The following is a 13,323-nucleotide window of genomic DNA, read 5'->3' as shown; positions in this document are numbered from 1 at the left end:
ATCCATGACCTCAACACTATTATTCTACATCATCATCACCATAATAATCATCAGCTTTATAGTTGATAAAATCTTAGATGCCTTAAATGCGAGACATTTTAATGATGCACTTCCAAAAGATTTACAAGATGTTTATGATGAAACCGAATACAAAAAATCTCAGAATTACAAAGCCACCAATTACCGATTCGGACTCATAACTTCTACATTTTCTTTGGTGTTAACACTCGCTTTTTTGTTTTTTGATGGTTTTGAATTTGTTGATACTATCGCCAGAAGCATTAGTGATAACCCAATCATGATCGCTTTAATATTCTTCGGAATCATTATGATTGGCAGCGATATTATCACAACGCCTTTTTCATATTATAGCACATTTGTAATTGAAGAAAAATTTGGGTTTAACAAAACAACCAAAAAAACTTTCATCCTTGATAAACTTAAAGGTTGGCTTATGATGGCCGTTGTTGGCGGTGGCATTTTAGCATTAATTATTTGGTTTTATCAATCTACAGGCACTTATTTTTGGCTATATGCTTGGGCTTTAGTAGCGGTATTCGTGTTGTTTATGAATATGTTTTATTCCAAGCTTATTGTGCCCATATTCAACAAACAAAAACCATTGGAAGCAGGAAGTTTAAGAGACAAAATATCGGAATATGCCCAAACCGTTGGCTTTAAATTGGATAAAATTTTTGTCATTGACGGCTCTAAACGTAGTACCAAAGCCAATGCTTATTTTTCTGGTTTTGGTAGCGAAAAACGTGTGACACTTTATGACACATTGATTAATGATTTGGATGAAGAAGAAATTGTAGCTGTTTTGGCGCATGAAGTCGGACATTATAAAAAGAAACACATCATATTTAACCTATTTGCCTCCATATTAATGACGGGATTGATGCTTTATATTTTATCGCTTTTTATCTCCAATCCGTTGTTATCAAACGCGTTGGGTGTTGAGATACCCAGTTTTCATATTGGTTTGATTGCTTTCGGATTATTGTATGCTCCTATTTCTGAAATCACAAGCTTAATCATGAATCTGTTTTCCAGAAAATTTGAATACCAAGCGGACGATTATGCTAAAAACACCTATGAAGCAGAACCACTTATAACCTCACTTAAAAAACTTTCTAAAAACAGTTTGAGCAATTTAACGCCACATCCAGCGTATGTGTTTATGCATTATTCACACCCTACGTTGTTGCAACGGATTGTAAATTTGAGGAGATAACGTCATTGCGAAGTACGAAGCAAGCATGCCGTCATTGCGAGGCACGAAGCAATCTCATGATTTGGAACTATAATTAAACAGATTGCTTCGTCGTTCCTACTCGCAATGACGTTAAGTGAGTAACCCCGTTAACGATTGAACGGTCTGTTTGAGCTCCCCACCGCAGGAGGGAGCGAGTAGTGAAATATTTATATTCACGAGTACCATATTGAAATAAAATTACTTGAGTAAAGCGTGTTAAAACGCCTAAATAATTAAAAAATCAAAAATCGTCAATCAAAAATCGTCAATCCCAAATAAAAGATTATCTTTGCCGCTTCAAACTCAAAAATGAGTTAAATTCCTCAGAGAGAGGATGTGTTACAAGAAGGTTAAGTTAAGTATGTCGATTCGCTTCTTATGTAACACCACATAACAAAATCGAATACTTATACAAGAATGAACACATTCCAAGATTTAGGTCTTAATGAGGACCTTTTACGCGCTGTTACCGATTTAGGGTTTGTAACCCCAAGTGATGTACAAAGCCAAGCCATCCCTATTTTATTAGAAAAAGAAACCGATTTAGTCGCTCTTGCACAAACAGGAACTGGCAAAACCGCAGCATTTGGTTTCCCAATGTTGCAAAAAATAGATATTGAAAGTAGAACTACCCAAGGTCTTATTTTATCCCCTACACGCGAACTTTGTTTGCAAATCACCAACGAAATGAAACTTTACGGCAAGTACTGCAAAGGACTTAACGTAGTAGCAGTTTATGGTGGGTCAAGCATTACAGATCAGGCGAGGGATATAAAAAAAGGTGCTCAAATTATTGTAGCGACGCCTGGACGTATAAAGGATATGATAAGCAGACGTTTGGTTGATATTTCTAAAATAGAATATGCTGTTTTAGATGAAGCTGATGAAATGCTTAACATGGGATTTTATGAGGATATCACGGATATTCTATCGAATACTCCCGAAGAAAAATGTACTTGGTTGTTTTCGGCTACGATGCCTAGAGAGGTGTCTGTTATTGCCAAAAAATTCATGGAAAATCCTGTGGAAATCACCGTAGGAAATAAAAATGAAAGCACAAGTCAGGTATCCCATGAATATTATTTAATAAATGCTCGTGACAGATATGATGCTTTAAAACGTTTGGCAGATGCGAATCCAGATATCTTTTCGGTGGTATTTTGTAGAACGAAACGCGACACTCAAAAAGTAGCGGAACAACTTATTGAAGATGGCTATAGCGCAGGTGCTTTGCATGGTGATTTAAGTCAGAACCAAAGGGATATGGTTATGAATTCGTTTCGTAAAAACCAAATTCAAATGTTGGTAGCAACCGATGTGGCTGCTCGTGGGATTGATGTAGATGATATTACACACGTTATTAACTACCAATTGCCAGATGAAATCGAAACCTACACACACCGTTCTGGACGCACAGGACGTGCCGGAAAAACGGGGGTTTCTATGGTTATTGTTTCTAAAAGTGAAGTGCGTAAAATAAAAACCATTGAACGCATTATTAAAAGGGATTTTATCAAGAAAGATATTCCAGATGGTATGGAAATTTGTGAAGTGCAATTAATGTCGCTTGCCAATAAAATCCATAACACAGAAATCAATCATGAAATTGATGACTACCTGTCTAAGATAAACGAATTATTTGCCGATACTTCAAAAGACGAATTAATTAAAAAATTCTTCTCGGTAGAGTTTACCCGTTTCTATAATTACTATAAAAAATCTAAAAACCTTAATATATCCGAAGGCAGAAGTGACGACCGTGAAGATGGTAGAGAAGGTGGCAGGGAACGGACTCGTGATTTTGGAAGCAATTCTGATTCTACACGTTATTTTATTAACGTGGGTAGTAAGGATGGTTACGATTGGATGAGTTTAAAAGACTTTTTAAAAGATATTTTAGAACTTGGTAGGGATGATGTTTTTAAAGTGGAAGTAAAAGAAAGTTTTTCATTCTTTAATACCGAAAAGGAATTACAAGAAAAAGTATTGGCTTTTTTCACCGACTTTAAGCATAATGATAGATATGTGAATGTTGAAGTATCTGAAAACCGTGGCGGTGGCGGTGGCGGAAGACGCGACGATAGAAGAGGCGGCGGAAGACGTGACGAAAAACGTGGCGGAGAAAGGCGTTCTGCTCCTAGAAGTGATTTTGGAAACAGAAGCGATAGAAGAAGTGATGATACCTCCAGACCAAGACGTACCGGCGGTGATTTTAAGCCAAAAGGAGGCCCTAGACGTTCTGAAGGTGATGCCAGACCAAGTGATTCTGGCGCATCAAGACCAAGACGTTCTAGACGTTAATCAACCTTAATTTGTTAATTTTAAGTCAAAATAAAATTCTAAAAACTAGAATTAAGGTTTAGTTTAGTATTTTTATGACTAAATTAGAATTAACCTATCATATAGAATGAAGCACTACCTTTTACTTTTCTCAATACTATTGTCTTCAGCTTTTTGCTTTTCGCAAGAAGAGGCAGGAAGAGTAAAAGGTGTTGTTGTTGATGCTTCCGACGACAAAATTTTAGAAAGTGTCAACATTGTAAACCTCAATAAAGTCATTGGAACCAGCACCAACAGTAATGGTGAGTTTGAAATTCCCGCAAATGTAAATGACACCTTGCACTTCTCTTATTTGGGCTTTAAATCCATAAAAGTACGCGTTACTAACGATTGGTTAAAATATGGTGATGGAGCAACTACCACTATTAAACTTACCGAACTAGCCCTTGCGCTTGAAGAAGTTGTAGTAAACCAATTAAAACTTACAGGGTATTTGGAAGTTGATATTAAACAAGTTCCTGCTATAAACACAAATTACCGTTATAGTATTTCCGGACTGCCAAGTACAGGTTATGAGGCTGGTAGACAATCTACCATCAACAAAGTATTAGGTTCTATTTTTAATCCTGCCGATTTTTTACATCGTATGTTTGGTAAAAAACCAAATGAATTGCGAAAGCTTAAAAAGATGAAGGAAGATGATGAAATAAGAAACTTACTCGCCTCACGATTTGACCGTGAAATGCTAACCGTTTTACTACAAGTAAACAAAGTGGATTTAGACGAAATTGTAAGTCAGTGCAACTACTCAAAGGGGTTTATACAAACGGCAAACGACCTTCAAATACTAGATGCCATCAGTGAATGCTATGAAGAGTACAAAGTACTTAACAGAGACCGAGAAGGCAAATTGTAATAGTCTCAGACAAATTACTTCTTTACTTCTTCCATAGTAAACAAAAAGATTCCACCAGAATTTCATAAAATTCTATTAACAAGCGAGTTAAATAGTGTTAAATATAGGTTTTTTATTACGCAGATTGTATTAATTTGATTTCTATCTAAATTAATATACCAACTGGATGAAAAGAAACATCTACCTATCTTTTTTACTTCAAATATGCGTTTACCAAGTATTTTCACAAGATATTGAAATGAGCGGAACCATTATGGATTCCAAAACGCAAGCACCTATTGAATTCGTTAACATAGGGATTCAAAACAAAAACAAAGGGACCATATCGAATTTAGAAGGAAAGTTCCTCTTAGAGATTCCACAAGAACTCTCAACAGACTCTTTAACCATCAGCCATGTCAATTACGAAACCTTAAAAATCCCCATAAGGAGCATTAAAGACAAAACGCTTTATCTAGAGCCTAAAACCAATGAACTCGCCGAAGTCATCATCTCAAATAAAAAGAAAAGACATAGTAAGGTTGGAGTTAAAAGTTATAATCCGTTTTTATCGGCTCCAATCATATCTAAAGACATGGATGTTATTGAAGCAGCACAAAGAATAAATATTCCAAGTAAATCTGTTAAAATAAATTATGTTAACATGTATCTATTACGTGGTTTTAAAATAGATAGCAGCTACATCAGAATAAACTTTTACAAAAATGTGGATGATGCTCCGGGAGAAAAAATAATTTTTCAAAACATTGTACAACATAAACGAATTGAACCAGGTTGGATTCAAATGGATTTAACATCATATAACATTTATCTTGACGAAGATTTCTTTGTTAGTGTTGAGTTCATAACTGATTTTAAAAACCCCTATGAAATTAATTTAGGTGGTATTTTAACCAAAGGAAAGGGCTATTTTAGAAAAAACAGTCAAGGCTCTTGGTATAAAGTCCCGGGTGCATATTCCATAAACGTAGAAATAGAATATTGAAAACAAAACGATATTTTAAAGTTTTAAAGCTAATTGCTTTAATCTTTTTAGTACCATTAGCCATGAATTCCCAAACCATACGTGGGGTTATTTATGATGCAGAATCCAAACTAAAAGACATTAAGGTTTTCAATCTTTCAAAACAAGTAACAACCTATTCAGATGATGCGGGTAACTTCGTAATAAACGCTTCTATTAACGACACGCTCGTTTTTTCTTCATTGTTTTATGAACAAAAAAAAGAAGTCTTAACCAAAGACCATTTTGAAAACAGCATCGTTATTGAATTAAAAAAAATAATGAACAATCTTGATGAAGTTGTGCTGACTGATCGTTCAAAAAATAAAGAGTTTGACGCAGAAGCATATACAACCGATTTAAAAGCCCAAATTGCTGATGACATTAAAAAAAATCCACATTTGTATGGACAGGCACCAAGTTATGGTTTGGATTTTATTGCAATAGCTTCACTTATTGGAAAACTTTTCAAGAAAGAAAAATTCAAACCCGATGTTGTAGAACCTATTAATTACAAACAACTGGATTCTTTGTTTGCTAAAGACAACTTATTAAATGATACCTTTTTAGTTAATGAGTTAAAAATACCTTTGGAATATAAGAATTTGTTTTTCGAATATTTTGAAGCCCAAAACATTAATGATACATTTCTAAAAGAAGATAAAAGAATATTATTGTTAGAGGAATTATTCAAACACAGTAAAGCCTTCAAAACCTTTTTATCTGATTATGAAAAGGGAAAAACAAAGGATTAAATCCAAATTTTTTAAAGGGTTCTCGATACAAAATAGCTCGTACCTCACTATTTCACTCGAGAACAGGCTAACTAAAATTAATATTATAACACTATTTGTCACTTCGAGTGATTTTCGAAGCATGAGAAAATCGTATCGAGAAGCTATACTATTAGATTTGTTAATACAAATTCTGCCCAACGAGTTTCTAAATATTAATTCTTATCCTCCAACAAAGGCACAAAACGAAATTCACCAAATTCATGTTGTTCAAATTCTTTAGTGTCTTTCCTAATAATTAAAGTCATAATTTGTGTATGTTCTCCAACAGGAATCACCAACCTTCCTCCTGTTTTTAACTGACTTAACAATGGTTTTGGCACAAAAGGCGCGCCAGCAGTTACAATAATACTATCAAACGGGGCATCTTCAACCAAACCTTTATAACCATCTCCAAAAATCAACTTTTTGGCACGATAACCTATTTTTGGTAAAAACACACTCGTTTTTTTGAATAATTCTTGCTGACGTTCTATACTGTAAACTCTAGCACCCAGTTCACATAAAACGGCTGCTTGATAGCCACTCCCTGTACCTATTTCCAAAATTTTATCGTCTCTTTTAACTTGAAGTAATTCCGTTTGAAATGCAACGGTATAAGGTTGTGAGATGGTTTGGTCGGCCGCAATCGGGAACGCCATATCCTTATAAGCATAATCTAAAAAACCAGAATCCATAAATAAATGTCGGGGCACATTCCCTATGGCTTTCAAAACATTTGCATCCGTTATTCCCTTGCCTTTTAACACAGTAACTAATTGCTGTCGTAATCCTTTATGCTTAAATGTATCTTTCAAAAGTAGCGTCATTTCTCAATGCTAAAATTAGTCAAACATTTTTAAGCTTAAAACTATTTAAACAGAATTTATTTTTTAATAATTTACGATTAAAATTTAGCAGCATTATACCAAAATCATGTGTTAATTATGCTATTTTTGTTTAAAACGGAAATATTATGCTAAACGTTGGGGTACTTGGTGCAGGTCATCTTGGGAAAATTCATTTAAGACTTCTACAACAGTCAGAAAAATATAATCTTGTTGGTTTTTATGATGCCGATGATACTCACGGTAAAAAAATAGAAGCAGAATTTGGTTATAAATTCTTTAATTCCATTGAAACACTTATTGATGCCGTAGATGTCGTAGATATTGTCACGCCAACCCTCTCCCATTACGAATGTGCCAAACAAGCCGTTATAAAAGGTAAACATATTTTTGTTGAAAAACCCATTACCAATACCGTTGAAGAAGCCGAAGAAATAAGAGCTTTGGTTGCCCTGCACAATGTAAAAGGACAAGTGGGCCATGTAGAACGTTTTAATCCCGCCTATTTAGCTGTTAAGGACGAGGTGAAATCTCCGATGTTCATTGAATCTCACCGACTAGCTGAGTTTAATCCTCGTGGCACCGATGTTCCTGTGGTATTGGATTTAATGATTCACGATATTGATATTATTTTAAGCACCGTAAATTCTAAAATAAAACATATTTCGGCCAGTGGTGTCGCTGTCATTAGCGATACGCCCGATATAGCCAATGCACGTATTGAATTTACAAATGGTTGTGTTGCCAATTTAACTGCTAGTAGAATTTCGTTAAAGAAAATGCGTAAGATTCGATTTTTTCAAAAGGATGCTTACATTTCGGTGGACTTTTTAACCAAGCAATGTGAAGTCGTAAAAATGAAGGATGCCCCTGAAAATCCTGGGGACTTTGACATGGTTCTTGAAAATGCGGAGGGCGTAAAAAAACAAATCTATTTTGATAATCCGCCGATACCAGAAAACAATTCCATTCTAGATGAATTGGAAAGCTTTGCTGATGCGATAAACAATAACACAAAACCTGCGGTTACGCTACATGATGGTACCGAAGCGTTACGTGTGGCTAATCAAATAATTAATTGTTTTTAATACGTCATTGGGAGGAAGCATGACGTGGCAATCCGTTTAATTTTATCTTTTATTCGAAAGATTGCCTCATCACAAAAAAGTGAGATTCGCAATGACGAATAAATAATGGGATTCCCTCCTGAGGGAATGAAAAAAGCACTATTAAAATGAAAAACGTAGCAGTTATTGGAGCAGGCACTATGGGCAATGGTATAGCACATACCTTTGCTCAAAACGGATTTAAAGTGCAGCTTATTGATGTCAATGACCTTGCCTTAAAAAAAGCCTTAGAAACCATTTCCAAAAACTTAGACAGAATGGTGGCAAAGGAAAGCATCACTGAAGCTATAAAAAATACCACGTTATCAAATATTACCACATTCACCAACATTAAAGAAGGCGTTGAATATGCCAATTTGGTGATTGAAGCTGCGACTGAAAACGTCGATTTAAAACTTACTATTTTTAAACAGCTAGATGCCGCTTGCCCAGAGGATACCATTTTAGCAACCAACACCTCCTCTATTTCCATAACACAAATAGCATCAGCGATAAATAGACCACACATGGTTATTGGCATGCATTTTATGAATCCAGTACCATTAATGCCTTTGGTTGAAATCATAAAAGGGTATAACACCAGCGAAGAAGTAATAAAAACCATTATGGATATTTCCAAAACCTTAGGAAAAATACCTGTGGAAGTTAATGATTACCCTGGGTTTGTGGCCAACCGTATTTTAATGCCCATGATTAATGAATCTATTGAAACACTTTACAATGGCGTTGCCGGTGTTCATGAGATTGATACCGTGATGAAATTAGGCATGGCACACCCAATGGGCCCTTTGCAATTGGCAGATTTCATTGGTCTAGATGTTTGCTTATCGATTTTAAATGTGATGTATGATGGTTTTAAAAATCCGAAATATGCACCTTGTCCTTTACTCGTTAATATGGTGAACGCTGGTAAATTGGGCGTAAAATCTGGGGAAGGATTTTATGATTATTCCGAAAGTAAAAAAGCTGAGGAAATCTCTAAACAATTCTTGAAGTAAGTTTATGCGTTTAAACTTAAAAACAATTAAACAGTTAAACAATTAAACGCCTAAACAACAATTAATGTCCATAAAAGCAAACCTATACCATATTAAATCCGAGTTACCACCTCATGTTACATTGGTAGCTGTTTCTAAAACAAAGCCCGTAAGTGATTTGATGGAAGTCTATAATGCAGGTCAACGCATTTTTGGGGAAAATAAAATCCAAGAAATGGTTGACAAGTATGAGCAGATGCCAAAAGACATCGAATGGCATATGATTGGGCACGTACAACGCAATAAAGTAAAATATATGGCCCCTTTTGTGCGTTTAATACATGGCGTTGATAATTTTAAACTTTTAGAAGAGATAAATAAAGAAGCCATAAAAAACAATCGGGTGATTGATTGTTTATTTCAAATTAAAATAGCTTCAGAAGATTCCAAATTTGGAATGGAACCTCATGAAGCATCAAACATTATTCAATCAAAAGCATTTTCAGAATTGAAAAATATCAAGATTGTTGGCGTTATGGGCATGGCAACTTTTACGGAAGACCTCAACCAAATAAAAAATGAATTCACGTTGTTAAAAACCACTTTTGATGGCTTTAAAACCATGGAATCTTTTAACTTTAAGCCAGAAATTATAAGCATGGGCATGAGTGGCGATTATAAACTTGCCATAGATTGTGGAAGTACCATGATACGCGTTGGAAGCAGTATTTTCGGAGAACGAAATTATAATTAATAACGAATAAACAACTCCACAAAAAACAAATAAACAAATATTTTTGTACGCAATATTAGACATAGAAACTACTGGAGGCAAGTATAATGAAGAAGGCATTACCGAAATAGCAATCTACAAATACGATGGTCATGAAATCGTTGATCAATTCATCAGTCTTATAAATCCAGAACGGGAAATTCAACCCTTTGTAGTGAATCTTACTGGTATAAACAGTAGTATGCTACGCAGTGCCCCAAAGTTTTATGAAATAGCCAAACGCGTTGTAGAAATTACAGAGGATTGTATTTTAGTGGCTCACAACGCCCAGTTCGATTACCGCATTTTATGTACGGAATTCAGACGATTGGGATTTGAATTTGAACGCCCATCACTGTGTACGGTCGAACTAGCAAAAGATTTAATCCCGAATCAAGAATCTTATAGTTTGGGCAAATTGGTAAGATCGCTTGGAATTCCTGTAGCCGATAGACACAGAGCCTCTGGAGATGCCATGGCGACCGTTAAACTGTTTAAAATGTTGCTTGATAAAGATTCCACCAAAAGCATCATTCAAGAATCCATTCGTTTAAACCCGAAGCATCAATTAGAACCTAGACATATTAATATTATTGAACAAATACCTGCGGTTACCGGGGTGTATTATATGCATAAATCTGACGGTGAAATTATATATATTGGCAAAAGCAACAATATAAAAAAGCGCGTCAATCAGCATTTTACAAATACAAATCCAAAATCAAAAAAAATACAAATGCAAGTTGCTGCCGTAACCTACGAAGCTACAGGCAGTGAATTGGTAGCGCTTTTAAAAGAAAGTGAAGAAATAAAACGCAACAATCCCATTTACAATAGAGCATTACGCCGAAAAGTTTTCACACATGCCTTGTATAGTTTCGTTGATGATCATGGCTACATCAATCTTAAAATTGATATTGTAGATGGCCGTAAAAATCCCATTACCACATTTGCCAACAGGCAAAGCGCCAAAACATTTATGTTTCATATGGTGGAAGAATACCAATTATGTCAAAAATTAGCCGGTATTTACAACACAAAAACAAGCTGTTTTAAATATGACATCAAGGAATGCGCCGGTGCCTGTATTCAAAAAGAAGCACCTGAAGATTATAATAGACGTGTGGAAGCCCTTATCAACAAAAATAGTTACAAAAATAAAAACTTGGTGATTATTGATAGAGGTCGTGATATTGACGAACGAAGCGCCATTCTGATTGAAAGTGGTGTTTTTAAGGGCTTAGGCTTTTTTAATTTGAATTATCAAATCAATAATATTGAGGTTTTAGAATCTATTATTACACCTATGGAAAATAATAGAGACACCCAACATATTATTCAAAGTTATTTAAGGAAAAACAAGCAAGTCAAACAACATTACTTCAATCAGACATGAAAAAATTCTTCTTATTTTTCACCTTTACATTAAGCGCTCTAGGTTTCTCACAAGAAAATTATGATTCCGAAAATTATAGGGCAACATTAGATGATATTAAATCAAGAACTTTTAAAAGAGATACAACTGCAAATGCACTCGTAATATATGAACGCGGAAACAGTTATGTTGATAAAAATGAATTTAATTTAAAAACGGATGTTCAGCATAAAATAAAAATTTTGAACCGAAAAGGTTTTGATAATGCCAACATTACCATTCCACTTTATAATAATGAGCGTAATTCAGAAAAGGTGGATAAAATTATTGCAACCATCTATAACTTAATAAATGGAGAGGTTGTTAAAACCAATTTAGAGGCCAAAGATATTTTCACTGAAAAATATGATGAGAACCATACACTAGTAAAATTCACAATGCCCAACATACAAGAAGGGTCAGTAATAACATATAGTTACACATTAACATCTCCTTTTATGTTTAATTATAAAGGATGGAATTTTCAAAGCAGTATCCCAAAGTTGCATAGTGAATACGCCGCTAGCATCCCCGGAAATTGGAACTATCACATAAAATTAGTCGGTGGACTGGAACTGTTTATTAATGAATCTAAAATAGAGAAAAGATGTCTTGAAGTCCCAAATGGCGGTTCAGCCGATTGTAGCAATTCTCTATATGTAATGAAAAATATACCTGCATTTATTGAGGAGGACTACATGACCCACAAAACAAACTATTTAGCTCGGGTGGAGTATGAACTACAAACCTTTACTGACTTTCAAGGTATTAAAAATGATTATGCTAAAACTTGGGAAACCGTAGATAAAGAGCTGGAGAAAGATCAAAACATTGGAAGGCAACTATCTAGGTTCGTTGAAGCAGATGAATTATTATCATCAACTATTTTAAACGAGCCAGACGCCTTAAAAAAAGCAATGGCTGTTTACAATTATGTACAAGAAAATTATACATGGAATGAAGAGTATCATATTTTTAAGGATGTATCTGTAAAAGATATTATTAAAGATAAATCTGGGAATGTTTCAGAAATAAATATATTGCTCCATAATTTATTGGAAGGAACTGGTATTCAAGTAAAACCTGTGTTGTTATCGACTAGAAATAATGGCTTTGCAACTAAAATATTTCCAGTAATTTCAGAATTTAATTATTTAATTGTTCAAGCTACCATTGATAACAAAACATATTTATTGGATGCCACAGATAGCTATTTAAGTTTTGGGGAACTTCCTTTTAGATGTTTAAATCTATATGGTCGTCTGCTAGACTTTAAAAAAGGAAGCAACTGGATTGACATCGCACCAAAAAATGTTTCACAATATTTATATAATGCTACCCTAAATTTTAATGAAAACGACAAATTAGTAGGCAGCATTAGTGGCAAAAGTACTGGGTATCATTCACTAAATTTTAAAAAGTCCTATTATCCAAATAAAGAGGCCTATGTTAATGGGCTCGAAAATAATTATCCAAGTATTGAAATAACCAATCATGAAATAACCACGGAAGGTAAGACAAGTCCAGATTTTTCTGAATCCTATAATATCTCGTTAGAGACAGAGACTATTGGGGACAACCTATATCTAAATCCTTTTTTGGTTAAATTCTTCAGCGAAAACCCTTTTAAATTGCAAGAACGGACTTACCCAATAGATTTTGGCTACAAGGACTCCTATTTTTATATGCTTAATATCAATTTGGGAGACAAGTATGCTGTTTTGGAATTGCCTAAGGATTTCATAGTAGCTTTACCTAATAATACTGGTATGGTAGCTTTATCTTCTAAGACTTTGGGACAAACTGCTAGCTTAACATTGAGAATCGATTTTAAAGAAGCGCTCTATGCTCCAGAATATTACCCCTACCTAAAGGAATTCATGACCAAAATTGTGGATATTCAAAAAAACGCCACCATTGTAATAAAGAAGATTTAAAGATTCTCAACTATAATT

At 34.6% G+C, this 13,323-nt stretch carries 11 protein-coding genes; 10 read left to right on the top strand and 1 reads right to left on the bottom strand.

Annotation, left to right across the window (positions count from 1 at the left end):
- Positions 1-4: 4 nt before the first annotated feature.
- The 5 genes from CDH49_RS12950 to CDH49_RS12930 all read left to right on the top strand — a co-directional run bounded on the left by CDH49_RS12950 (position 5) and on the right by CDH49_RS12930 (position 6,212).
- A complete protein-coding gene (locus tag CDH49_RS12950) occupies positions 5-1,237 on the top strand; it encodes a M48 family metallopeptidase (protein WP_100615963.1) in 1,233 nt (410 codons plus the stop codon).
- A gap of 438 nt (positions 1,238-1,675) precedes the next feature.
- The gene (locus CDH49_RS12945; RefSeq protein WP_100615962.1) at positions 1,676-3,559 is read left to right on the top strand and encodes a DEAD/DEAH box helicase; all 1,884 of its coding nucleotides are present in this window, start codon (positions 1,676-1,678) and stop codon (positions 3,557-3,559) included.
- Between the two features lie 106 nt (positions 3,560-3,665).
- Positions 3,666-4,454, top strand: coding sequence for a carboxypeptidase-like regulatory domain-containing protein (locus CDH49_RS12940; RefSeq protein ID WP_100615961.1), 789 nt, complete (start codon positions 3,666-3,668; stop codon positions 4,452-4,454).
- 166 nt (positions 4,455-4,620) lie between these two features.
- Positions 4,621-5,439 carry a carboxypeptidase-like regulatory domain-containing protein gene (locus CDH49_RS12935; RefSeq protein ID WP_100615960.1) on the top strand — a complete coding sequence of 273 codons (819 nt, stop codon included), beginning with the start codon at positions 4,621-4,623 and terminating at the stop codon, positions 5,437-5,439.
- Positions 5,436-6,212, top strand: coding sequence for a carboxypeptidase-like regulatory domain-containing protein (locus CDH49_RS12930; RefSeq protein WP_157805319.1), 777 nt, complete (start codon positions 5,436-5,438; stop codon positions 6,210-6,212). The genes CDH49_RS12935 and CDH49_RS12930 overlap by 4 nt, the downstream gene beginning before the upstream one ends.
- A gap of 194 nt (positions 6,213-6,406) precedes the next feature.
- Here CDH49_RS12930 and CDH49_RS12925 read toward each other — a convergent pair whose 3' ends face one another.
- The gene (locus CDH49_RS12925) at positions 6,407-7,048 is read right to left on the bottom strand and encodes a protein-L-isoaspartate(D-aspartate) O-methyltransferase (protein WP_100616135.1); all 642 of its coding nucleotides are present in this window, start codon (positions 7,046-7,048) and stop codon (positions 6,407-6,409) included.
- A gap of 158 nt (positions 7,049-7,206) precedes the next feature.
- Between CDH49_RS12925 and CDH49_RS12920 the strand changes: the two genes are divergently transcribed.
- From CDH49_RS12920 to CDH49_RS12900, 5 genes are all read left to right on the top strand, one after another.
- Complete coding sequence (locus tag CDH49_RS12920; RefSeq protein WP_100615958.1) at positions 7,207-8,166, top strand: Gfo/Idh/MocA family protein; 960 nt, start codon at positions 7,207-7,209, stop codon at positions 8,164-8,166.
- A 146-nt stretch (positions 8,167-8,312) separates the two neighbouring features.
- A complete protein-coding gene (locus tag CDH49_RS12915; RefSeq protein WP_100615957.1) occupies positions 8,313-9,203 on the top strand; it encodes a 3-hydroxyacyl-CoA dehydrogenase family protein in 891 nt (296 codons plus the stop codon).
- A 64-nt stretch (positions 9,204-9,267) separates the two neighbouring features.
- Positions 9,268-9,936 carry a YggS family pyridoxal phosphate-dependent enzyme gene (locus CDH49_RS12910; protein WP_100615956.1) on the top strand — a complete coding sequence of 223 codons (669 nt, stop codon included), beginning with the start codon at positions 9,268-9,270 and terminating at the stop codon, positions 9,934-9,936.
- A gap of 43 nt (positions 9,937-9,979) precedes the next feature.
- Positions 9,980-11,350, top strand: coding sequence for an exonuclease domain-containing protein (locus CDH49_RS12905; RefSeq protein ID WP_100615955.1), 1,371 nt, complete (start codon positions 9,980-9,982; stop codon positions 11,348-11,350).
- Complete coding sequence (locus tag CDH49_RS12900; protein ID WP_100615954.1) at positions 11,347-13,305, top strand: DUF3857 domain-containing protein; 1,959 nt, start codon at positions 11,347-11,349, stop codon at positions 13,303-13,305. The genes CDH49_RS12905 and CDH49_RS12900 overlap by 4 nt, the downstream gene beginning before the upstream one ends.
- Positions 13,306-13,323 lie beyond the last annotated feature (18 nt).

It is taken from the genome of Confluentibacter citreus, assembly GCF_002807055.1.
Classification (GTDB): Bacteria; Bacteroidota; Bacteroidia; order Flavobacteriales; family Flavobacteriaceae; genus Confluentibacter; species Confluentibacter citreus.
This window is presented reverse-complemented; position numbering and strand designations above follow the sequence as displayed.

Excerpts from the sequence above, each read along its gene's own strand:
- CDH49_RS12950 (WP_100615963.1), top strand. The coding sequence starts at position 5 with ATGACCTCAACACTATTATTCTACATCATCATCACCATAATAATCATC.
- CDH49_RS12900 (WP_100615954.1), top strand. The coding sequence starts at position 11,347 with ATGAAAAAATTCTTCTTATTTTTCACCTTTACATTAAGCGCTCTAGGT.
- CDH49_RS12920 (WP_100615958.1), top strand. The coding sequence starts at position 7,207 with ATGCTAAACGTTGGGGTACTTGGTGCAGGTCATCTTGGGAAAATTCAT.
- CDH49_RS12910 (WP_100615956.1), top strand. The coding sequence starts at position 9,268 with ATGTCCATAAAAGCAAACCTATACCATATTAAATCCGAGTTACCACCT.
- CDH49_RS12935 (WP_100615960.1), top strand. The coding sequence starts at position 4,621 with ATGAAAAGAAACATCTACCTATCTTTTTTACTTCAAATATGCGTTTAC.
- CDH49_RS12915 (WP_100615957.1), top strand. The coding sequence starts at position 8,313 with ATGAAAAACGTAGCAGTTATTGGAGCAGGCACTATGGGCAATGGTATA.
- CDH49_RS12940 (WP_100615961.1), top strand. The coding sequence starts at position 3,666 with ATGAAGCACTACCTTTTACTTTTCTCAATACTATTGTCTTCAGCTTTT.
- CDH49_RS12945 (WP_100615962.1), top strand. The coding sequence starts at position 1,676 with ATGAACACATTCCAAGATTTAGGTCTTAATGAGGACCTTTTACGCGCT.